The organism is Streptomyces sp. NPDC025833, from assembly GCF_055558055.1.
This window is the reverse complement of sequence record NZ_JBVHNF010000004.1, coordinates 329,648-350,680: the sequence shown is the minus strand read 5'-3', so window position 1 is coordinate 350,680 and position 21,033 is coordinate 329,648. Positions and strand designations below refer to the sequence as shown.

At 73.6% G+C, this 21,033-nt stretch carries 23 protein-coding genes and 1 riboswitch; of the genes, 13 read left to right on the top strand and 10 right to left on the bottom strand.

The features are described from left to right. Positions 1–16 precede the first annotated feature (16 nt). From ACZ4K2_RS09000 to otsB, 3 genes are read left to right on the top strand one after another with little or no spacing between them, the layout of a single operon-like run. Entirely contained in the window at positions 17–1,279 is a 1,263-nt protein-coding gene (locus ACZ4K2_RS09000) for an extracellular solute-binding protein (protein ID WP_467471041.1), read from the top strand. A 32-nt stretch (positions 1,280–1,311) separates the two neighbouring features. After that, positions 1,312–1,536 (top strand): DUF3263 domain-containing protein, encoded by a 225-nt coding sequence (locus ACZ4K2_RS08995; protein WP_467471039.1) that lies wholly within the window; start codon positions 1,312–1,314, stop codon positions 1,534–1,536. 56 nt (positions 1,537–1,592) lie between these two features. Next, complete coding sequence (gene otsB / locus ACZ4K2_RS08990; RefSeq protein ID WP_467471037.1) at positions 1,593–2,426, top strand: trehalose-phosphatase; 834 nt, start codon at positions 1,593–1,595, stop codon at positions 2,424–2,426. On the opposite strand, the gene ACZ4K2_RS08985 is transcribed toward otsB, so the two are convergent. Both ACZ4K2_RS08985 and ACZ4K2_RS08980 read right to left on the bottom strand, forming a co-directional pair. Continuing rightward, the gene (locus ACZ4K2_RS08985; RefSeq protein WP_467471035.1) at positions 2,414–3,853 is read right to left on the bottom strand and encodes an alpha,alpha-trehalose-phosphate synthase (UDP-forming); all 1,440 of its coding nucleotides are present in this window, start codon (positions 3,851–3,853) and stop codon (positions 2,414–2,416) included. The two genes, otsB and ACZ4K2_RS08985, sit on opposite strands and share 13 nt — an antisense overlap. Before the next feature lie 84 nt (positions 3,854–3,937). Further along, on the bottom strand, positions 3,938–4,882 hold the full coding sequence (locus ACZ4K2_RS08980) for a glucosyl-3-phosphoglycerate synthase (protein ID WP_467471257.1): 945 nt from the start codon (positions 4,880–4,882) through the stop codon (positions 3,938–3,940). Between the two features lie 157 nt (positions 4,883–5,039). Beyond that, positions 5,040–5,196: riboswitch (SAM riboswitch) on the top strand. A 17-nt stretch (positions 5,197–5,213) separates the two neighbouring features. Here ACZ4K2_RS08980 and thrC point away from each other — a divergent pair. From thrC to ACZ4K2_RS08955, 5 genes are all read left to right on the top strand, one after another. After that, positions 5,214–6,497, top strand: coding sequence for a threonine synthase (thrC, locus tag ACZ4K2_RS08975; protein WP_467471033.1), 1,284 nt, complete (start codon positions 5,214–5,216; stop codon positions 6,495–6,497). After that, positions 6,494–6,769, top strand: a complete 276-nt coding sequence (locus ACZ4K2_RS08970) for a ubiquitin-like small modifier protein 1 (RefSeq protein WP_467471031.1) — start codon at positions 6,494–6,496, stop codon at positions 6,767–6,769. Before thrC ends, ACZ4K2_RS08970 begins: the two co-directional genes overlap by 4 nt. Positions 6,770–7,198: 429 nt before the next feature. Next, a complete protein-coding gene (locus tag ACZ4K2_RS08965; protein ID WP_004986573.1) occupies positions 7,199–7,402 on the top strand; it encodes a cold-shock protein in 204 nt (67 codons plus the stop codon). 306 nt (positions 7,403–7,708) lie between these two features. Further along, a complete protein-coding gene (gene groL / locus ACZ4K2_RS08960; protein ID WP_467471029.1) occupies positions 7,709–9,331 on the top strand; it encodes a chaperonin GroEL in 1,623 nt (540 codons plus the stop codon). Positions 9,332–9,562: 231 nt separating this feature from the next. After that, positions 9,563–10,690 (top strand): NADH:flavin oxidoreductase, encoded by a 1,128-nt coding sequence (locus ACZ4K2_RS08955; RefSeq protein WP_467471027.1) that lies wholly within the window; start codon positions 9,563–9,565, stop codon positions 10,688–10,690. A 24-nt stretch (positions 10,691–10,714) separates the two neighbouring features. On the opposite strand, the gene ACZ4K2_RS08950 is transcribed toward ACZ4K2_RS08955, so the two are convergent. The 4 genes from ACZ4K2_RS08950 to ACZ4K2_RS08935 form a co-directional block, all read right to left on the bottom strand. Beyond that, positions 10,715–11,284: a hypothetical protein gene (locus ACZ4K2_RS08950; RefSeq protein ID WP_467471025.1), complete on the bottom strand. Its 570-nt coding sequence runs from the start codon at positions 11,282–11,284 to the stop codon at positions 10,715–10,717. Positions 11,285–11,367: 83 nt separating this feature from the next. Further along, positions 11,368–11,583, bottom strand: coding sequence for a hypothetical protein (locus tag ACZ4K2_RS08945; protein WP_467471023.1), 216 nt, complete (start codon positions 11,581–11,583; stop codon positions 11,368–11,370). Positions 11,584–11,629: 46 nt separating this feature from the next. Then, positions 11,630–12,550: an N-acetylmuramic acid 6-phosphate etherase gene (murQ, locus tag ACZ4K2_RS08940; RefSeq protein ID WP_467471021.1), complete on the bottom strand. Its 921-nt coding sequence runs from the start codon at positions 12,548–12,550 to the stop codon at positions 11,630–11,632. A gap of 57 nt (positions 12,551–12,607) precedes the next feature. Beyond that, positions 12,608–13,513 (bottom strand): MurR/RpiR family transcriptional regulator, encoded by a 906-nt coding sequence (locus tag ACZ4K2_RS08935; RefSeq protein WP_467471019.1) that lies wholly within the window; start codon positions 13,511–13,513, stop codon positions 12,608–12,610. A 55-nt stretch (positions 13,514–13,568) separates the two neighbouring features. On the opposite strand from ACZ4K2_RS08935, the gene ACZ4K2_RS08930 reads away from it, so the two are divergent. Then, positions 13,569–13,949: a hypothetical protein gene (locus tag ACZ4K2_RS08930; RefSeq protein WP_467471017.1), complete on the top strand. Its 381-nt coding sequence runs from the start codon at positions 13,569–13,571 to the stop codon at positions 13,947–13,949. Beyond that, positions 13,946–14,215 carry a DUF4031 domain-containing protein gene (locus tag ACZ4K2_RS08925; protein ID WP_467471015.1) on the top strand — a complete coding sequence of 90 codons (270 nt, stop codon included), beginning with the start codon at positions 13,946–13,948 and terminating at the stop codon, positions 14,213–14,215. Before ACZ4K2_RS08930 ends, ACZ4K2_RS08925 begins: the two co-directional genes overlap by 4 nt. Positions 14,216–14,299: 84 nt before the next feature. Here ACZ4K2_RS08925 and ACZ4K2_RS08920 read toward each other — a convergent pair whose 3' ends face one another. Together ACZ4K2_RS08920 and ACZ4K2_RS08915 are read right to left on the bottom strand one after the other, a co-directional pair. After that, on the bottom strand, positions 14,300–15,403 hold the full coding sequence (locus ACZ4K2_RS08920; protein ID WP_467471013.1) for a GNAT family N-acetyltransferase: 1,104 nt from the start codon (positions 15,401–15,403) through the stop codon (positions 14,300–14,302). 27 nt (positions 15,404–15,430) lie between these two features. After that, the gene (locus tag ACZ4K2_RS08915) at positions 15,431–16,075 is read right to left on the bottom strand and encodes an HD domain-containing protein (protein ID WP_467471011.1); all 645 of its coding nucleotides are present in this window, start codon (positions 16,073–16,075) and stop codon (positions 15,431–15,433) included. 132 nt (positions 16,076–16,207) lie between these two features. Between ACZ4K2_RS08915 and ACZ4K2_RS08910 the strand changes: the two genes are divergently transcribed. After that, a complete protein-coding gene (locus tag ACZ4K2_RS08910) occupies positions 16,208–16,876 on the top strand; it encodes a maleylpyruvate isomerase family mycothiol-dependent enzyme (protein ID WP_467471009.1) in 669 nt (222 codons plus the stop codon). A gap of 88 nt (positions 16,877–16,964) precedes the next feature. Further along, positions 16,965–17,660, top strand: coding sequence for a copper homeostasis protein CutC (locus tag ACZ4K2_RS08905; RefSeq protein ID WP_467471007.1), 696 nt, complete (start codon positions 16,965–16,967; stop codon positions 17,658–17,660). A 34-nt stretch (positions 17,661–17,694) separates the two neighbouring features. Here ACZ4K2_RS08905 and ACZ4K2_RS08900 read toward each other — a convergent pair whose 3' ends face one another. Further along, positions 17,695–18,315, bottom strand: coding sequence for an LppU/SCO3897 family protein (locus ACZ4K2_RS08900; RefSeq protein ID WP_467471005.1), 621 nt, complete (start codon positions 18,313–18,315; stop codon positions 17,695–17,697). 174 nt (positions 18,316–18,489) lie between these two features. Next, positions 18,490–20,457 carry a HelD family protein gene (locus tag ACZ4K2_RS08895; RefSeq protein WP_467471255.1) on the bottom strand — a complete coding sequence of 656 codons (1,968 nt, stop codon included), beginning with the start codon at positions 20,455–20,457 and terminating at the stop codon, positions 18,490–18,492. Positions 20,458–20,839: 382 nt separating this feature from the next. Between ACZ4K2_RS08895 and ACZ4K2_RS08890 the strand changes: the two genes are divergently transcribed. Further along, a complete protein-coding gene (locus tag ACZ4K2_RS08890) occupies positions 20,840–21,022 on the top strand; it encodes a hypothetical protein (RefSeq protein ID WP_467471003.1) in 183 nt (60 codons plus the stop codon). The last annotated feature ends 11 nt before the right edge of the window (positions 21,023–21,033 follow it).

Genomic DNA, 21,033 nt, shown 5'->3' with positions numbered 1-21,033 from the left:
TCGGCGTACGGCAGGAATGATCGCGCTGGTGTCCGCACTGGGCATGACGGCGGTTCTCGGTGGTTGCGGGAGCACGGGCTCGTCCGACGTGACCCTCAGGCTCGTCGCCGCCGACTACGGCGACTCCGCCGCCAACAGCTCGAGGAAGTACTGGGACGCCCTGGTCGCGGCGTACCAGTCGCAGCACCCCGACGTGAAGATCGAGGTCAGCGTCTACCCCTGGACCGACGTCGACCGCAAGGTCAAGGAGATGGTCGACGCCGGCGACGCCCCCGACATGGCCCAGATAGGCGCCTACGCCGACTACGCCGCCGCCGACAAGCTGTACCCCGCCTCGGACCTGCTCGCCATCCGCACCCAGGCCGACTTCCTCTCCCAGCTCGCCGACGCGGGCGAGTGGAAGCACGCCCAGTACGGCATCCCGTTCGGCGCCTCCACCCGGGTGCTGTTCTACAACAAGGACCTGTTCGCCAAGGCCGGCATCACCCCGCCCACCACCTGGGCCCAGCTCGCCGCCGACGCCCGGGCGCTCGACGGCGAGGGCGTGACGTACCCCTTCGCCCTGCCGCTCGGCCCGGAGGAGGCCCAGGCCGAGACCATGCAGTGGCTCCTCGCGGGCGGCAACGGTGGCAGCGGCTACACCGACGACGTCGGCACCTACACGATCGACTCCGCGGCCAACGTCTCGACCTTCACCTGGCTCAAGGACGAACTGGTCGGCAAGAACCTGACCGGCCCCGTCTCCCCCGGCAAACTCAACCGCGCGGACGCCTTCACCGCCTTCGCCGACGGCCGGGTCGGCATGCTCAACGGGCACCCCAAGCTGATCCAGCAGGCCACGCGGAAGGGCGTGCGGTTCGGCATGGTGCCGATGCCGGGCCGCACCGGCAAGGCCAGGGCCTCCCTGGGCGTCGCCGACTGGATGATGGGCTTCCGGCAGCACGGGCACGCCGACCAGATCGGCGACTTCCTCGACTTCGTCTACAGCGAGAAGAACGTCCTGGCGTTCTCCCGCACGTACGGCCTGCTGCCGGTCACCAGCTCCGCCTCCAACGCCATGAGCACCTCGGGCCAGGCGGTCGACAAGACCCTGCGCCCCTTCCTGGAGCAGCTCGCCACCTCCGAGCTGTACCCCGCGGGCAAGACCTCCTGGGCGGCGGTCAGCGCGGCCGTGAAGCAGAACATCGGCCAGGCCGTCGCCCCCACCGGCAACCCCTCCGGCGTACTGACCCGGCTCCAGTCGACGGCCACCGCGGCCGACAGCACCAGCGCGAACTAGGACGCGTCCGCACCCGGCGCTACGGTGGCCGTATGGAACTGGGCACCCGTGAGAAGGCGATCCTCGCGCTGGAGCGCCGGGGCTTCACCGGCGCCGGCGCCAAGGAACGGGCGATCCGTGAGGAGCTGGGCCTGGCCCCGGTCCGCTACTACCAGCTCCTCAACGCGCTGCTGGACGACGAGCGGGCCCTCGCCCACGACCCGGTCACGGTGAACCGCCTGCGCCGCGTGCGGGAGACCCGCCGCACCGAACGCTGACCGGGCGCACCGCCGGATCCAGGCGTATCCCGGGCCGGCGTGGATAGGGTCGCGGTATGGACGCTCTGCCCACCCCGCGGACCCCGGCCGGCCGGGACGGACTCGCCGCCCTGCTCGCGCGGCCGCGCTCCGCGCTGGTCGGCCTCGACTTCGACGGCACGCTCGCCCCCATCGTCGCCGACCCCGAGCAGGCCCGCGCCCACCCGGGCGCCGTGCCCGCGCTGGCCGCGCTCGCCCCCGAGGTCGCCTCCGTGGCCGTGATCACCGGCCGCCCGGCCGAGGTCGCCGTCCGCTACGGCGGCTTCGGCGGCGTCCCCGGCCTGGAGCACCTCACCGTCCTCGGGCACTACGGCGCCGAACGCTGGGACGCGGCCACCGGCACCGTCACCGCCCCCGCCCCGCACCCCGGCGTCGCCGCCGTCCGCGCGGAACTGCCGGACCTGCTGGCCAGGTCCGGCGCCGGCGAGGGCACGTGGACCGAGGACAAGGGCCGGGCCGTCGCGGTGCACACCCGGCGCGCCGCCGACCCGCAGGCCGCCTTCGACGCCCTGCGCGCCCCCCTGGCCGGCCTCGCCGCCCGGCACGGACTGATCGTCGAACCGGGCCGCATGGTGCTGGAGCTGCGCCCGCCGGGCATGGACAAGGGCGTGGCCCTGCTCGACCACGCGCGCGCCACCGGCGCCGGCTGCGTCGTCTACGCCGGTGACGACCTGGGCGACCTGCCCGCCTTCGCCGCGGTCGACGAACTCCGCGGCGCCGGCGTCCCCGGCCTGCTGGTCTGCAGCGGCAGCACCGAGGTCACGGAACTGGCGCGCCGGGCCGACCTGGTGGTGGACGGCCCGGCGGGAGTCGTCGGACTGCTGCGGGCGCTGGCGGATCAGCTCGGCTGAGCGGTCAGCTCGGCCAGCTGGTCCAGGAACCACCGGGCCGGCGGCAGCGCGGTCGCGGCGTCGGCCAGCCGCTTCGAGCGGGCCGCCCGCTCCTCCGCCGGCAGGCTCAGCGCCTCGTGCAGCGCCTGCGCCGTGCCCGTGATGTCGTACGGGTTCACCACGAACGCGTCCTCGCCCAGCTCCTCGTACGCCCCGGCCTCCCGGGACAGCACCAGCGCGCAGCCCCGGTCCGAGACCACCGGGACCTCCTTGGCCACCAGGTTCATGCCGTCCCGGATGGGGTTCACCAGCGCGACGTCCGCGAGCCGGTACGCGGCCAGGGAGCGCGCGAAGTCGTCCTTCACGTGCAGCACGACCGGCGTCCAGCCCGGCGTGCCGTACCGCTCGTTGATCTCGTCCGCGACCCGCCGCACCTCGGCGGTGTAGTCGCGGTAGACGGCGAGGTCCTGGCGGGAGGGGTAGGCGAACGCCACGTGGACGACCCGCTCGCGCCACTCGGGGCGGTCCTCCAGCAGCCGCCGGTACGCCAGCAGCCCGCGCACGATGTTCTTCGACAGCTCCGTGCGGTCCACCCGGACGATGGTCCTGCGGTCCGCGCCGATCTCCTCCCGCAGCGCCGCCATCCGCTCGGTGACGTCCTCCCGGTGGGCCCGCTCGCGCAGGAAGTCCGCGTCCGCGCCCAGCCCGTGCACGCCGATCCGGGTGCCGGCCGGGATGCCGGGCCCGAGCACCGCGTGGCAGCAGTCGGTGAAGGCGTCCGCCCACCGCCGGGTGAGGAAGGCCGCCCGGTCCGCGCCCAGGATGCCGGTGAGCAGCTCGGCGGCGATGTCGTCGGGCAGCAGCCGGAAGTAGTCCGGCGGGGCCCACGGGGTGTGCGAGAAGTGGCCGATGCGCAGGTCGGGGCGGAGCCGGCGGAGCATCCGGGGGGCGAGGGCCAGGTGGTAGTCCTGGATCAGCACCGCCGCGCCCTCGGCCGCCTCCTCGGCCAGCGCCTCGGCGAACGCCCGGTTGTAGGCCTCGTACGCCCCCCACCGCCGGCGGAACTCCGCGTCGAAGACGGGTTCCAGCGGGGTCTGGTACAGCATGTGGTGGACGAACCAGAGCACCGAGTTGGCGATGCCGTTGTAGGCGTCGGCGTGCACGGTCGCGTCGATGTCGAGCATCCGCACCCGCTGGCCGCCCGTGTCCGCGGCCGGCAGCAGCCCGCCGTCCGCGTGCCGGACGGCCGCCCGGTCGCCGTCGCCCAGCGCGGCGCACACCCACACCGAGTCCGCGTCCGACCCGATGGCGGACAGTCCCGAGACCAGCCCGCCGCCGCCGCGCCGGGCGTGCAGCGAGCCGTCCTCGCGTACCTGGTAGGAGACGGGGCCGCGGTTCGACGCGACCAGCACCTGAGCTTTCTCGGCAGCATCGTGCGTGGAGGCCATACGCCTCAACCTAGCCCGGCCCGTAAACCCTCAAACGTGCGTTCCGCCCGGTAAGGGGCGGGCAAGCGGCCGTGCACCGGCCGTTCACGCCACCTTCCGGTCGGCGTACTCCGCGATCTCCACCATCGGCGGCCGCTCCTCGGTGTCCACCGGGTGGGTGCGCGGTTCGAAGCCGTCCGCGCCCCGCTCGAACTGGGTCAGCGAGGGCCGGACCAGGTGGCCGCGGGCCAGCCGGAGCTGGGCCGTGCGGTAGATGGCGGCGGCCATCCGGCCGAGGGCCTGGCCGTCCTGGTGGCGGTGCCTGCGCACGCCCACGTCGACCTGGGCCAGCGCGTCCAGGCCGGCCAGGTGCAGCGCGTCCACCAGCATGCCCAGCTCCACGCCGTAGCCGACGGGGAAGGGAAGCCGTTCCAGCAGGGAGCGGCGGGCCGCGTACTCGCCGCCCAGCGGCTGCACGAAGCCCGCCAGCCGCGGCCAGTGCATGTTCAGCAGCGGGCGGGCCATCAGCTCGGTGACCCGGCCGCCCTGCCCGCCGGTGGCCCCGAGCGGACGGTCGTACATCGCCTTGACCAGGTCCACGTCGGGCTCGGTGAGCAGCGGGCCGACGATCCCGAGGACGAAGTCGGAGGAGAACTCCTTCAGGTCGGCGTCGACGAAGCAGAGGATGTCCCCGCCGGTCACCAGCAGGGAGCGCCACAGCACCTCGCCCTTGCCGGGGACGGCCGGGAGGCGGGGCAGTATCGCGTCGCGGTGCACGACCCGCGCGCCCGCGGCGGCGGCGACCTCGGAGGTGCGGTCGGTGGAGCCGGAGTCCACGACGACGATCTCGTCGACGAGCGGTGCCCGCTCCACGAGGTCGCGGCGGATGACCGCGACGATCTCGCCGACCGTCTCCTCCTCGTCGAGCGCGGGCAGCACGACGCTGATCGTCCGGCCCGTGCGCTGCTTGGCGGCCAGGACCTGCCGGAGGGGGCGGTCGGCCACGGACCAGGAGCGGGTGGCCAGCCAGCGCTCGACTTCTTCCAGCACGGTCTGCGGCTCCTCACTGTTCGTGACCACACGGACGGCCGTGTGATCCATCTCGCGCTTCGGACGACTATCTCAACCGCCCTGGCCTTCGGTTACAGTCTTGAACAACGTCGGGGACCACCGCATGCCGGGGTCCCGGGCGTCGACAACCGCATACAGCTCATCCAGAGGGGCAGAGGGACACGGCCCGATGAAGCCCCGGCAACCCTCCAGCCGGTTCTCGTAGATCAGTTCTGATCGTCACCGCGAGGCTCCCGGCTAGGGAAGGTGCCAAATCCGTCTCACGGCGAAGTGCGCCGTGAGGAAGATGAGGAGAAAGGGCCTCGCCTCCATGGCTGTGCAGACTGTCGCAACCACCGGGAACACCACCGCCGACCTCGGTCCCGCCACCGGCCTGAGCTGTCGCGAGTGTGGTCACCGCGTCCCGCTCGGACCCGTGTTCGCCTGTGAGGAGTGCTTCGGCCCGCTGGAGATCGCCTACGACTTCTCCGGCTACGACACCGAGGAACTGCGCCGCCGCATCGAGGCCGGCCCCGCGAACATCTGGCGGTACGCGCCGCTGCTGCCCGTCCCGGCGGACGTCGCGGACAAGCCCAACATCAACCCGGGCTGGACCAAGCTCGTCAAGGCCGACAACCTGGCCCGGGAGCTGGGCGTGACCGGCGGGCTGTACGTGAAGGACGACTCCGGCAACCCGACCCACTCCTTCAAGGACCGGGTGGTCGCCCAGGCCCTGGAGGCCGCCCGCGCCTTCGGCTTCACCACCCTGTCCTGCTCCTCCACGGGCAACCTGGCCGGCGCGGTCGGCGCCGCCGCGGCCCGGGCCGGCTTCCGCTCCTGCGTGTTCATCCCGCACGACCTGGAGCAGGGCAAGGTCGTCATGGCCGCGGTCTACGGCGGCGAACTCGTCGGCATCCAGGGCAACTACGACGACGTGAACCGCTTCTGCTCCGAGCTGATCGGCGACCCGGCCGGCGAGGGCTGGGGCTTCGTCAACGTCAACCTGCGGCCGTACTACGCGGAGGGGTCCAAGACCCTCGCGTACGAGATCTGCGAGCAGCTCGGCTGGCGGCTGCCCGACCAGATCGTGGTGCCGATCGCCTCCGGCTCCCAGCTCACGAAGATCGACAAGGGTCTCCAGGAGCTGATCCGGCTGGGTCTGGTCGAGGACAGGCCGTACAGGATCTTCGGCGCGCAGGCCGCGGGCTGCTCCCCGGTGTCCGCCGCCTACAAGGCCGGCCACGACGTCGTACGCCCCCAGAAGCCGGACACCATCGCCAAGTCCCTCGCCATCGGCAACCCCGCCGACGGTCCGTACGTGCTGGACATCGCGCGCCGCACGGGCGGTGCCGTGGAGGACGTCACGGACCCGGAGATCGTGGACGCCATCAAGCTGCTGGCCCGCACGGAGGGCATCTTCGCGGAGACGGCGGGCGGGGTGACCGTCGGCGTCACCCGCAAGCTGATCGAGAGCGGCGTGCTGGACCCGGCGAAGACCACGGTCGTGCTGAACACCGGCGACGGCCTGAAGACCCTGGACGCGGTGGCCGGCACCGGTCTCACCGCCACCATCCGCCCGACCCTGGACTCCTTCCGAGAGGCTGGCCTCGCATGAGCGTGACCGTTCGCATCCCCACCATCCTGCGCACCTACACCGGCGGCCGGGCCGAGGTCAGCGCCGAGGGCGCGACCCTCGCCGAGGTCATCGACAGCCTGGAGCGGGACCACACCGGGATCGCCGCCCGCGTCCTGGACGACCAGGGCAAGCTGCGCCGGTTCGTGAACGTGTACGTCAACGACGACGACGTCCGCTTCGAGCAGGGCCTGCAGACGGCGACCCCCGACGGCGCCGGCGTATCGATCATTCCGGCGGTCGCCGGAGGCTGATCATTACCTTCGGTAATGACGGTTACCGACCGTTCGCCGGATTGCCCCCTCCGTGAGAGAAGCGGAGGGGGCAATTCTGTGTGATTGAGCGCGGTAGAGTTGGGGAACACGGTTGCCGCGCCCGGTGCGCGGGGCCCTGATTCATGCCGCCCGCCCGACAAGAAGTAGCCAAAGTGTGCGGGTTCTCTGCGGCATTTGTGGCTTTTGTGGAGCCCGACTTGCCCTGGCGGCGGGTGAATTCTCCCCTCTTCCCGGACCGTTCGCGTCCAGAATTCTCGTCCGATTGACCTGTTGCAGACGGCAGTTGGACAGATACATTCGGCCGCGGTCGACGCGTTCCGGCGCACGCCCCCGCCCGGCGGGGGTGAGGTCTGACCCGGGTCCGCGAAGTGCGGATCTGTGCAAGGGCCAGTAATAGGGGAGTTAGGCATGGCTCAGGGCACCGTCAAGTGGTTCAACGCGGAGAAGGGGTACGGCTTCATCGCGGTCGACGGTGGTGCGGACGTCTTCGTCCACTACAGCGCGATTCAGATGGACGGCTACCGCACCCTGGAAGAGGGCCAGCGGGTCGAGTTCGAGATCTCGCAGGGCCAGAAGGGTCCGCAGGCCGACATGGTTCGCGTCACCGCCTGAACGTTTTTGTCCGAAGGGCCCGCACCTCGCAGAGGGTGCGGGCCCTTCGTCGTGCCCGGTGGCGGCCCGTGCCGCTGTTCGCGGGCGGCTGACGGGGGGCCGTACCCGCCCGGGGCGCTTGCACTCGACCACCCCGAGTGCTAATCATTGCGTTAGCACTCTGAAGGTGAGAGTGACAGAGAAGGACCGGGTCGGTGAGGCCCGCAGGCCGGGTGGGGCAAGGAACCACGAGGCCGGTGAGCCGTCCGTCGCGGGCGCGGGCGCGGTCCAAAGGAATCACCCCCAGTCCTGGAGGGACCACTTCCCATGGCCAAGATCATCTCCTTCGACGAGGAGGCGCGGCGCGGCCTTGAGCGCGGTATGAACCAGCTCGCCGACGCCGTCAAGGTCACCCTCGGCCCCAAGGGCCGCAACGTCGTCCTTGAGAAGAAGTGGGGCGCCCCCACGATCACCAACGATGGTGTGTCCATCGCCAAGGAGATCGAGCTGGAGGACCCGTACGAGAAGATCGGCGCCGAGCTGGTCAAGGAAGTCGCCAAGAAGACGGACGACGTCGCCGGCGACGGTACGACCACCGCGACCGTGCTCGCCCAGGCCCTGGTCAAGGAGGGCCTGCGCAACGTGGCCGCCGGCGCCAACCCGATGGCGCTGAAGCGCGGTATCGAGAAGGCCGTCGAGGCCGTCTCCGCCGCCCTGCTGGAGCAGGCGAAGGACGTGGAGACCAAGGAGCAGATCGCCTCCACCGCGTCCATCTCCGCCGCCGACACCCAGATCGGCGAGCTGATCGCCGAGGCCATGGACAAGGTCGGCAAGGAAGGCGTCATCACCGTCGAGGAGAGCAACACCTTCGGTCTGGAGCTCGAGCTCACCGAGGGCATGCGCTTCGACAAGGGCTACATCTCCGCCTACTTCGCGACCGACATGGAGCGCATGGAGGCGTCGCTCGAGGACCCGTACATCCTCATCGCCAACTCCAAGATCGGCTCCGTCAAGGACCTGCTCCCGCTGCTGGAGAAGGTCATGCAGTCGGGCAAGCCGCTGCTGATCATCGCCGAGGACGTCGAGGGCGAGGCCCTGTCGACCCTGGTCGTCAACAAGATCCGCGGCACCTTCAAGTCCGTCGCCGTCAAGGCCCCGGGCTTCGGCGACCGCCGCAAGGCCATGCTCGGCGACATCGCCATCCTCACGGGCGGCGAGGTCATCTCCGAGGAGGTCGGCCTCAAGCTGGAGAACGCGACCCTGGACCTCCTGGGCCGCGCCCGCAAGGTCGTCATCACCAAGGACGAGACCACCATCGTCGACGGTGCCGGTTCCTCGGACCAGGTCAACGGCCGCGTGAACCAGATCCGCGCCGAGATCGAGAACAGCGACTCGGACTACGACCGCGAGAAGCTGCAGGAGCGCCTGGCGAAGCTCGCCGGCGGTGTCGCGGTCATCAAGGCCGGTGCCGCCACCGAGGTGGAGCTCAAGGAGCGCAAGCACCGCATCGAGGACGCCGTCCGCAACGCGAAGGCCGCCGTCGAGGAGGGCATCGTCGCCGGTGGTGGCGTGGCCCTGCTCCAGGCCTCCCAGGTCTTCGAGAAGCTGGAGCTCGAGGGTGACGAGGCGACCGGCGCCAACGCCGTGCGCATCGCCCTGGAGGCCCCGCTGAAGCAGATCGCCGTCAACGCCGGCCTCGAGGGCGGTGTCGTGGTGGAGAAGGTGCGCAACCTGACCCCGGGCCACGGCCTGAACGCCGCGACCGGCGAGTACGTCGACCTGGTCGCCGAGGGCATCATCGACCCGGCGAAGGTGACCCGTTCCGCGCTGCAGAACGCCGCCTCCATCGCCGCGCTGTTCCTCACCACCGAGGCCGTCATCGCCGACAAGCCGGAGAAGACCGCCGCGCCGGCCGGCGGCGGCATGCCGGGCGGTGACATGGACTTCTGATCGACCTGACGGTTGATCGCCTGTCCTGCGGACCGAGGGCGGCACCCCCAACTCCTGGGGGTGCCGCCCTCGGCGTTTCCCGGTGGCCCCGCCCGCCCGGCCCGTGAGGCCGGGGTCACGTCCCTTTCCGGCCGGGACGGGGAATGCGGGGGCGCCCGACGGTATTGCTTAAGACGTTGCAACAATGCGCACGCACATACCAGTCGGTAACCCCGTCCGCGAGGAGCCCCCATGACCGTCACCACGCCACCCGCCTCCCGGGCGGCCGGCATCCTCTCCCGCCCGATCGCGCTCAACGGCCTCACCGTCCCGAACCGCATCGCGATGGCGCCGATGACCCGCATGTTCTCCCCGGGCGGTGTCCCCGGCCCGGACGTCCGCTCCTACTACGCGCGCCGTGCCGCCGCCGGGGTCGGCCTGATCGTCACCGAGGGCACCTACGTGGGCCACGAGTCGGCCGGCCAGAGCGACCGCGTCCCGCGCTTCCACGGCGAGGAGCAGCTCGCGGGCTGGGCGAAGGTCGCCGAGGACGTGCACGCGGCCGGGGGCACGATCGTTCCCCAGCTCTGGCACATCGGCATGGTCCGCAAGCAGGGCGAGCCGCCCTTCGCCGACGCCCCCGCCATGGGCCCCTCCGGCCTGGCGGCCGCGGGCGCCGAGCCCACCGGCAAGGCCATGACCCAGTCCGACCTGGACGACGTCATCGGCGCGTTCGCCCGGGCGGCGGCGGACGCCGAGCGCATCGGCTTCGACGGCGTGGAGATCCACGGCGCCCACGGCTACCTGCTCGACCAGTTCCTGTGGGAGGGCACCAACCGCCGGGCCGACGGCTACGGCGGCGACCCGGTGGCCCGAACCCGGTTCGCCGCGGAGATCGTCGCGGCGGTCCGCGAGTCGGTGTCCGCCGAGTTCCCCGTCCTCTTCCGCTACTCGCAGTGGAAGCAGCAGGACTACACCGCCCGCCTCGCCGGGACCCCCGAGGAGCTGGAGGCGATCCTCACCCCGCTCGCGGCGGCCGGCGTCGACGTCTTCCACGCCTCCACGCGCCGCTACTGGCTCCCCGAGTTCGAGGGCTCCGACCTGAACCTGGCCGGCTGGACGAAGAAGCTCACCGGCAAGCCGGTCATCACCGTCGGCTCGGTCGGCCTCGACGGCGAGTTCGTAGGCGCCTTCCGGGGCGAGGGCTCCCCGGTCAAGGGCATCGACAACCTCCTGGACCGCCTGGAGGCCGAGGAGTTCGACATGGTCGCCGTCGGCCGGGCGCTGCTCCAGGACCCCGAGTGGGCGGCCAAGATCCTCGACGGCCGCCACGACGAGCTGAAGCCGTACGACGCGGCGACGCTGCGCAGCCTGAGCTGACGGCGGGGGCGCCGGGGCCGGGCGCTACAGGTTGCCCATCGGCTCGATGTCGACCCGCAGCGGCGTCCCCCACACCCGCAGCACCTCGTAGTCCGTGAACTCGTGGACCAGCCGGTAGGCCATGGCGGGCCGGGAGCCGCGGCGCTGGGCGGCGAGGTAGGCCTCCGCCTCGTGCCGGTCCCGGCGGGGCGTGCCGCAGAGCTGCCACTCCTGTCCGTTCCACAGCTCCGGCAGCCACCGCTGCTGGGGCTGCGGGCGGTCCCCGCGGACGCCGTACCGGGAGGGTGCGGTGGGCACCGGCTCCTCCGGCCGCCTGCCGCCCTGGAACTCCGAGCGCCGTGCGGTCCGGCGCCTGGTCTCGCACAGCAGGCACAGGTCGGGGGCGCTCTCGTCCACGGGCCCCTGCGGGTGCTCGGGGCACCGGGTGGCGGGCGGGCCGGTGGTGACACTCTCGTCCAGCAGATCGAGAGCCCGCCGCAGGTCGGCCTTGATCTCGTGCAGCCGGGCGTCGGGCGTGTCGGCGGTCAGGGTCTCCCCGTGCTCGCCGAGCAGCCGGAGAGCCCGCCCGAGGGCGGTGAGCTGGGCGTGGTTCATGTCGGTCGGTGGCCTCCTCCCCTCCATGGTGCCCTGCGCCGTCCGGGACCGGCCGTACCGGGGCCGCCGCCCCCGGTGCGGGGTCAGCGGCCGTCGTGCAGCAGGCTCCCCGCGCCGCACGCGGGGGCGCTCCGGGCCGGCGGCACGGGGGACACGGTCCCGACCATGGGGCCCGCCGCCGTGCTACCGGCGCACAGCGCGGTGCCGGTGGCGGTCCGGCGGTCGCCGGCGTGCGCGGGGGCGGCCGGCCCGGCGGCACGGACCGTGAGGGCGGCGGTGGCCAGGGGTTTCGTCGTCATGCGGGGCGGACGGCGCCCGGGCCGGACCGTCACGCACCCGCGTGGGTCAGTGGGGCGCGTGCGCCAGGGCGGTGCGCAGGCGGCCGTCGGACTCCTGGAGGAGGCGGGCGGCCGTCGGGCCGTCGACCCCGGCCAGCAGGGCCAGGATCGCGTGCTTCACCTCGCCGCCGGTCTCCGTGAGCGCCTTCTCGATCTCGGTGTCCCCGGCTCCCGTGGCCTGGGACACGATCCGGTGGGAGCGGGCGCGGAGCTTCTCGTTGGAGGCCCGCACGTCGACCATCAGGTTCCCGTACGTCTTCCCGAGCCGGATCATCGTGATCGTCGACAGCATGTTCAGCACCAGCTTCTGGGCCGTGCCCGCCTTCAGCCGGGTGGAGCCGCTGATCAGCTCCGGGCCCACGACCACCTCGATGCCGTGTTCCGCGGCGGCGCCGAGCGCGCTGTGCTCGTTGCAGGACAGACCGATCGTCAGCGCGCCGAGGGCGCGGGCGTGTTCCACGGCGCCGACGGCGTACGGGGTGCGGCCGGAGGCGGAGACGCCGACCACGGTGTCGTCGGGGGTGAGTTCCAGCGCGTCGAGGTCCCGGCGGGCCAGCTCGCCGGAGTCCTCCGCGCCCTCCACGGAGGTGACCATGGCCGCGGGCCCGCCCGCGATCAGGCCGACGACCTGCGCCGGGTCGGTGTTGAAGGTGGGCGGGCACTCGGAGGCGTCCAGCACGCCGAGGCGCCCGGCGGTGCCGGCGCCGGCGTACACGAGCCGCCCGCCGCGGGCCATCCGCGCGGCCACGGCGTCGACGGCGGCGGCGATCCGCGGCAACTGGGTGGCCACGGCGGCGGGCACGCCCGTGTCCTCGCCGTTCATCAGCCGGGCGATGTCGAGGGTGGGCAGCCGGTCGATGTCGGCCAGTTCGGGACGGAAGGCTTCGGTGGTCAGGGAAGCCAGCTGGTGGCGGAGGTCTGAGGTCATGGGGGGTGGCTCTCTCCGTGCGTGTCCAGGGGCGGCGGTGCGGCGGCCGCCTGCGGTCTATCTCGAAACACTCCGGTGCCGGTGGGCCAGCGCCTCGTAGGACGCGGCCAGCGCCGGTGCCGCGGTCTCGTAGGTGCGCTGCGCCACACCCACGAACAGGCAGTCCACCACCAGCAGCTGACTCGTCCGGGAGGACATCGCGGCGGGCCGCAGCTCCGTCTCCCGCGAGGTGGACGTGGTCAGCACCAGGTCGGCGTACTGGGTGACCGGCGAGTCGGGCCTGCCGGTGATCGCGACGGTGGTCGCCCCGTGCTCGAAGGCGACCCGGAGCGGTTCGATGACGTCCCCCGTCGAGCCGGAGTGGGTGATCGCGATCGCCACGTCACCCGAACGGAGCTGCACCGCGTTGGTCACCGCCAGGTGCGGGTCGCTGTGCGCGTGGGCTATGAGCCCTATCCGCAGCAGCTTCTGGGTGAGGTCCTGGGCGACGAGCCCGGACGCGCCTATGCCGTACACGTCGGTGCGCCGCGCCGCGGCCAGCGCGGTGACGGCCGAGCCGAGCTGCGCGGTGTCGAGGCCGGCGGCCGTGTCGGCGAGGGTCTGCTGCTCCTCGTAGGCCAGCTTGGCGACGACGTCGGACAGGGGGTCGTCCACCGCGATGTCCGTGGTGATCGCGGGCGCCCGGCCGGACTGCTGCTGGGCGGCGAGACCGGCGAGGGCCAGACGCAGGTCGCGGTAGCCCGGGTAGCCGAGCAGCCGGGCGGTGCGCACGACCGTGGCCTCGCTGGTACCGGTGAGGCCGGCGAGGCCGGTCACCGTGAGCGCGGCGCAGCCGGCCGGGTCGTTCGCGACGGCCTCGGCCACGCGCTGCATGGACCGGGTCATGGACGGGGCGAGCGTGCGCACCTTGGCGGCGAGCGAGCCGCCCGGACTGCCGAAACTTTCCTTCACGTCCTGGGTCACGAATGAAAGCTATTTTCGGTTCGGTGTCGCGGTCAAGAGTGCGCACAATGGGGGCATGGACCCCATCAGCCCCCTGGAGCAGGCGTTGCACGCGGCCCGCGCCCTGGTCCTCGCCGATCTGGTCGCGGGCGAGGTCGCCGAGTCGGACGTCGTGTCGCTGGTGGAGGACTCCATCGCACAGCGGCGCTGGTGGGTCGGGCAGTGGCCGGACGGCGCGGCCTTCGTCGCCGGGCTGGTCGCCCAGGACGTGCAGGACGCGCTGCTGGACCGGTACGGACGCTGGCCGCTGTGCCCGGTGTGCGGCGCGGGCGACCCGCACGCGCTGGACGTGGAGCCGGAACTGGGCCCCGATCCGCACTGGGTGTGCCACAAGGCGGGCGTGAGGGTCGCGCCGGTGGGCTCGCTGGGGTCGGCCGCCGGCGGGTCGCCGTCGTGACGCTCTACATCGACCCGCCCACCTGGCCCGGCCACGGCCGTCTGTGGTCGCATCTGGTGAGCGACGTCTCGTACGACGAACTGCACGCGTTCGCGGCCGGGTTGGGCGTGCCCCGGCGGGCCTTCGAGCGCGACCACTACGACCTCCCGGCGCACCGGTACGGGGACGCGGTGGCCGCCGGGGCGGTGGAGGTCGGCAGCCGTGAGGTGGTGCGGCTGCTGCGGGCGTCCGGCCTGCGGCGCCGCAAGCGCCACCGGGTGTCCTGAGAGGCCCGCGGAAGAGGGCGGCCCCGAGAGTCCAGGGAGGCCCGCGGAAGGGCGGCCGCCCCGGGGTGCGCGGGCCCGCCGGTGTCAGGCCCGGCGGAGGTGGAGCTGGAGCCCGGCGTCCATGCCGTGCTCGTCCCGGGCGGTCCGCTCCTCGTCCGGGGTCGCCCGGGTGAACCCGGCGCCGGCCGCCACCCGCTGGGAGGCCGCGTTGTCGTGCTCGATGGTCAGCAGGACGACGTCGACGTCCTCCCGGGCCAGCGCCCACGCGGTCAGGGTGCGCAGCGCCTCGGTCGCGTAGCCGTTGCCGCGGGCGCCCTCGGCGAGGTCGTAGCCGATCTCCACCCGCCGCTCCCCGTCCGGGGCGCCGTGGAAGCCGATGCCGCCGATCGCCCGGCCGTCCTCGGGCCGGACCAGGGCGAAGACGCCGAACTCGGGCCGGTGGACGCCCGCCGCGTACGCCTTCATCAGGTGCGAGCAGGCCTCCCGCGTGCCCTCGTACGGGCCGCCGTCGATCCAGTCGAAGCCGCCGGTGCCGCCCAGCCGCAGGTCGTCGGCGGCGGCCGGGCGGATGCCGGTCAGGGTGACGCGCTCGGCGGGCAGGACCAGGTCGTTGCGCCAGCGCCACTCGGTGACCGGCGCGCGGCCGGGCAGCTCGCCCCGGCCGGTCGCCCACAGCAGGGTCGGCCACGGCGCGGGACCGGGCTGGACGTGCGGGAAGAGCCAGGTCAGGACGGACTCGGCCAGGTCGGCGGACGGCTCGTAGGGCAGGCCCAGCGCCCGCGCCATGTCATGGGTGTGCAGCAGGACCTCGGCGATGCCCATGGCGGCGAAGCCGGTCCGGTCCGCGCTGCCGAAGGGGTACGGGTGGAAGCCGCGGACGCCGGGCGGGGCGGTGCGGACGGCGGCGGCCAGCAGCGCGCCGGTCGTCTCCACGACGTGCAGCAGTCCGGCGTTGTCGGTGCCGTCGTCGAGGGTCAGCTCGAAGGGGACGTAGGCGTCCCGGGCGCGTCCGGCCAGGTTGGCCGCGTACGCCACGAGGTCGTCGGCGACGTGCACCGCCGTCTGGTGGCAACTCCAGTCCAGGCCGTGCGCCTTCACCTCCCGCCAGTCCCGGTCCACCGCCGGTCGCAGTGCCGCGGTACAGCCCGCGACCGCCTCGTCCACCTGATCCCCGCCCATGGCACGCATGGGCCGAACAGTAGGCGGCCGGAGCGTTCAGGTCGACAGCATTTCCAGTTCGCCCGCGAGGTTCCAGCGGGCCGTCGCCTCCCACGTCCGCTGCCCGTAGGGCGTCCTGAACAGCCGGGGCAGCTCCAGGAGTTGCCGCAGGACGGCGGCCCGTCCGGCGCGGAAGGCGTCGTTCGGCACGAAGTGGTACTCCTCGCGGACCGCGGCCGTGTAGGCGGCGTACGCGGACGGGGGCGCGGCCAGGATCGCGAGGTCCGCGTCGCACAGCACCTGGCCGTCGCGGTCGTCGCCGGCCGGGTCGTGGGTGACGGTGAGCCGGACCAGCCGGGCCACCTCGGCCGTGACGGCGTCCGGCACGCCGGCCTCCGGCAGGGCGCGCTCGGCCAGCCGCGCCGAGCGCTCCTCGTTCTCGGAGCGCTCGGGCAGGTAGACGGCGTCGTGGAACCAGGCCGCCAGGCGGACCACGTCCGCGTCGGCCGCGTACGGCTCCAGGACGTCGACGTGGTCGAGGACGGCGGCCAGGTGGGCGACCGTGTGGTAGTGGCGCTGCGGTTCCCGCCAGCGGGTGAGCAGGGCGTCGGCGTAGGGGGCGGGGTCGGGGCCGCCGCCGGGGCCGCGGACCGCCTCCAGGGCGCGGGCGAAGCGGAGGCGCAGGGCGTCGGATTCGGCCATGCCCCCATTCTCCCGCGTGCGCCGGGTTCTCCCGCCTCGCCGGGTTCTCCCGCGTGCCCGGGTTCCCGCGCGTCCGCCGGATTCCCGGGTGTCCCCTGTCGTCCGGCCGTCCGCGCCCCTAGCGTGGCCGCCATGACGGAGATCCTTGAAGTACGCGACCCCGAACTGCCGGGACGGCTGCTGGCCGTCGAGCGGGACGCCCTCGTCCCGCTGCTGCGCTCCCGCCCCGACGCCGACTTCGCGCTGCCGGTGGCCGCCTGCCCCGGATGGACGGTGCGGGACGTGCTCGCGCACTGCTCCGCCGCGTTGGTGCGGGTGGTGGAGGACCGGCTGGGCGAGGGGGCGTTCGCGCCGGAGGCCAACGAGCGGGACATCGCCGAGCGGGCCGGCTGGACGAACGCGCGGATCGTGGACGAGCTGGAGCGCGGGATGACCGAGGCCGGCCCGGTGATCGCCCGGGGCGACGGACGGCTGGACATGGTCGGGCTCGGGGAGTGGGTGCACGCCGGGGACGTCCGCGAGGCGTGGGCCGAACCGGGGGCCTACGCGGGGGCCGGGCTGCCGGACGCGCTGACCCTGCTGGCGCGGGTCACCCGGGAGCGGGAGCACGTACCGCTGCACGCCGACCTCGACGAGGCGGACGAGCCGCTGCGGCTCGGCGCGGTGGCCGCGGACGGCCCGCCCGCCCGGTACATCGGCGACGCCGCCACGCTCGTACGGCTCTACGCGGGGCGGCCGCTGACGGGAGTGGCGTACGAGCTGGCGGGGGCCGAGGAGGCGGAACTGAACATCTTCGGGTGACGGGTGCTCCATGGCGCCCGGGGACCGGCATACTCTTAAATTGGACTAGACCTATAGCCGCCCGAAGAATGCCGATGAATGGGGTGCCATGAGCGAGCGTGCAGTCCTGGAGGTGATCGCCCTCGACGTCGAGGACGCGGTCGCCGCCCAGGCCGGAGGCGCGGACCGGCTGGAGCTGGTCACCGAGATGGCGGCCGACGGGCTCACCCCCTCGCCCGCGACCGTCGCCGCGATCCGTGCCGCCGTCGACATCGACCTGCGCGTGATGCTCCGCCTCGCGGACGGGTTCGCGGCCGGGGACCTGGCGCGGCTCGTCGGCGTGGCCGGTGAGCTGCGGCAGGCCGGCGCCGACCAGTTCGTGCTCGGGTTCCTCGGCGCGGACGGCGGGGTCGACCTGAGCGCGGTGGAGCGGGTCGTCGACGCGCTCGGCGGCTGCCGGTGGACCTTCCACCGGGCGATCGACCGGGCCGCCGACCGGGACGCCCTCCGCAGGCAGCTCGCCGACCTGCCCGGCCTGGACACCTACCTCACGGCCGGTTCCGCCGCGGGTGTCGACGGCGGCCTGGCCACGCTGCTCGCCGAGGCGGCGCACGACGGCCGCCCCGGGTACGAGCAGCAGATTCTGGTGGGTGGCGGGCTGCGCCTGGACCACGTCACCCGGCTGCGCTCCGGCGGCATCCGGGCGTTCCACATCGGTGGCGCGGCCCGTCCCGGCGGCTGGCAGGAACCGGTGTCGGCGGACGCGGTCGCCGAGTGGCGCGCCGCGCTGGACCGGGCCGCCTGACGCACCGGACCGGGCCGGGGCCCGCCTGACCTCCCTACTTCTCCAGCGGGTGCAGGCAGAGGGTGCTCCTGCCGTCCACGCTGTACTGGAGGTGGGCCAGGTAGTCGCCCGTCGCGCAGGAGCCGTGCCGCGGCTCGGCGACGCGGTACTGGGCGTCGGGCGAGTCGCAGGGCACGTTCCTGATGTCCTGGTGGGGCCACTCGCGGTCGTTGTGCGCGCACGCCCCGACCGAGAGCGCGTCCCAGTTCTTCCTCGGCGTGAAGTGGACGCGGTCCGGCCCGGCCGAGGCGCCGTCGGACGGCCGGACGGCCCCGGCGACCACCAGCGCGGCGAGCGCGGCGAGCGCGGCGAGCGCGACCAGTCCGGCCGGGCGCCGCAGCACCGGGCGGCCGGGGTCCAGCGGCGGGCGCCAGGCCGCCGTCACGGGCGGCGGGAGCCTGCGCAGGCGGGCCAGGGCACCGAGGCCGGCCAGCAGGACGACCGGGGTGACGAGCACCGACGGCACCCCCCACCAGCCGCGCACCAGCGTGTCCGACTGCACCTGCCGGAACACCGCGAGCCCGCAGGTGCGGCACAGCACCCCCCGCCGCCGCGGGAACCGCATGACCACCACCGTGCCCCGGTGCCCGCGCACCGCCACCGGCGCGGCGGGCACCGCCCCGCACACCTCGCACCCCGGCCCGGGCACGGGAGGAAGCGGCGCCGCGGGCCCGGGGTACGGTCCCGGCGGCTGCTGGTACGGGTCCGCGGAATGCGGGTACGGGGCGTGCGGGTACGGGGTGCTCAACGGGCGCCTTTCCAGGGGTACGTGCCGGAACGGCACGCCACCCTACTCGGCGAGCTGCGCGGGCAGCGGCGCCGAGTGCGTCACGATCAGGCCGGACACCGCACGGGTCAGCGCCACGTACAGGCGCCGCAGCCCCGTGCGCTCGTCCGGCTCGCCGTCCACCACGGCCCGCGGCTCGTCCAGGACCACGTAGTCGTACTCCAGGCCCTTGGCGAGCGAGGCCGGGACGAGGGTCAGCCGGGTCTCCCGGGTGGTCTCCTCGCCCGGTGCGAGGAAGGGGATGCCGGCCGCCGCCAGGGCCCCGGCGAGGTCCGGGACGCGGGCGTCGGCGGCGATCAGCCCGGTGGAGCCCTCGTTGCGCAGCAGTTCCTCGCACGCGGCGACCACGCCGGCCGTCCCGCCGGCCGCGCGGACCTCGAAGAAGCCCGGGTTGTCCCGGACGGAGGCGACCGGGGCGAGGCCGGGCGCGATGTGCGGCAGCAGCCGGGAGGCGTACGCGATGACGTCCGTCGGCACGCGGAAGCCGGCCGTCAGCTCCTCGACGGCCCCCTCCGGCTTGCCGAGGTGGCCCAGCGCCTCCGCCCAGCTCCGCGTCGCCCACGGGGTCGTGCCCTGCGCGAGGTCGCCCAGCACGGTCGCGCTGCCGGTGGTGCAGCGGCGGCCCACGGCTCGGTACTGCATCGGCGACAGGTCCTGCGCCTCGTCCAGCACCACGTGGCCGAGCGAGTGGGTGCGCTGGATCAGGTCGGCCGCCTCGTCGACCAGCACCGCGTCCGCCGCCGACCACCGGGCCGTCTTCGCGCTGCGCGCCGGCCTGGCCCACAGGACCGTCCGCTGCTCGTCCTCGTCCAGGATCCCGGCGGCGTGCTCGGCGAGGAACGCGGGCTCGCCGAGCAGCCGCAGCACCAGCCTGGCCGGGTCGACGGCCGGCCAGAGGGACTTCACGGCCGCCTTCACCGCGCTGCCCCGGGCGACCGCGTCCTGCACCCGGTCGTCCGGGGCCTCCCCGGCCCGTTCCATCCGCACCAGCACCGCGTGCGCGATCCGCTGGGGCAGCGCCTCGCGGGCCGCGCCGTAGCGGATGTCCCGGGCCAGCAACTCGCGGACGATCTCCTCCAGTTCGTACGCCGGCACCCGCCAGCGCCGGGAGCCGCGCACCACCACGACCGGCTCCGTGGGCAGGGTCACGTGCGCGTACAGGGCGCGCCGGAGGACCTTGGCCATCCGGGTGTCGCCCTTGACGAGCGCGGCGGCGGCGTCGTCCGTCCCGCGCACCTCGACGTGGGCGACGAGGTCGTCCACCGTCGCCTGCCGGACCGACAGCTCGCCGAGCGCGGGCAGGACCTGCTCGATGTAGTGCAGGAAGGACCGGTTCGGCCCGATGACCAGGGTGCCCGTGCGGGCGAGCCGCTCCCGGTGGGCGTACAGCAGGTAGGCGACCCGGTGCAGGCCGACGGCGGTCTTGCCGGTGCCGGGGCCGCCCTGCACGCAGACGGTGCCGGACAGGCCGGAGCGGACGATCTCGTCCTGCTCCGGCTGGATGGTGGCCACGATGTCCCGCATCGGGCCGACGCGCGGCCGCTCGATCTCCTGCTGGAGCAGCTTGCTGGTGGCGGCCGTCTCGGCCGGGTCGCAGAGGTGCTCGTCCTCGTACGCCGTCAGGTCGCCGCCGGTGTAGCCGAAGCGCCGGCGCAGCCCGACGTCCATGGGGTTCTTCCGGGACGCCCGGTAGAACGGCTGCGAGACCGGGGCCCGCCAGTCGATGACCATGGGGTCGCCGTCGGCGTCGTGCACGTGCCGCCGCCCGATGTAGAACTTCTCGCCCCCGGCGCCCTCGGCCCGCTCCGCGCCCGGGGCGTGCAGGTAGTCGAGCCGGCCGAAGAACAGCGGGGTGTCGCTGAGGTCGGCCAGGGCCTTGATGCGGTCGTCGATCTGGCGGGCGAGCACCTCGGCGTTGACCCAGTTCGCGGTGACGTCGCGGATGTCCAGCGCCTCCACGTCCGCCCGCATGGCCCGCAGGGCGGCCCGGGAGGAGGCGAGGTGGGAGCGCTCGCGGGCGAGGGGATCGGTCGAGGGGGCGGCGGGCGGTTCGTGGATGGGCGCGGACAAGGGGGTGCCTCCGGTGGGCCTGCTGCGTGGGCTTCGACGGTGCCGCCCGGTTTCCGGCCGGGCGGCGGCACTCCGTGAGGAGGCGGGCAAGAGCGGAGATCCTAGGCGGTGCGGGAAGGAAGGTCCAACGAATATCCGTCGCCCCTCGCTGCCAGCCGTCCCCTAGGGGGCGGGGTGCTCCCGGCGTAGGGGGCGGGATCCACCCGTGGATCCATGCGAGGCCGTCGCGGACTGGACCCGCAGACCGATGCGCGGAAGGGGTCCCGAGTTCCACCATGGAGACATGAGCGCAGCAACCTTCTCTCCGGTCCCTGTCCGCCCCCCGACCGGTGCCACGGCCGTGGACGGCCCGCACCACCACCCGCTGGGCAACGCCCTGCGCGCCGTCAAGGTGTTCGCCGAGGCGGCGTTCGGCGTCGTCATCCTCGGCGAGTACGGCGAGGAAGCGGGCGTACGCCGCAGGTGACGGCATAGGGT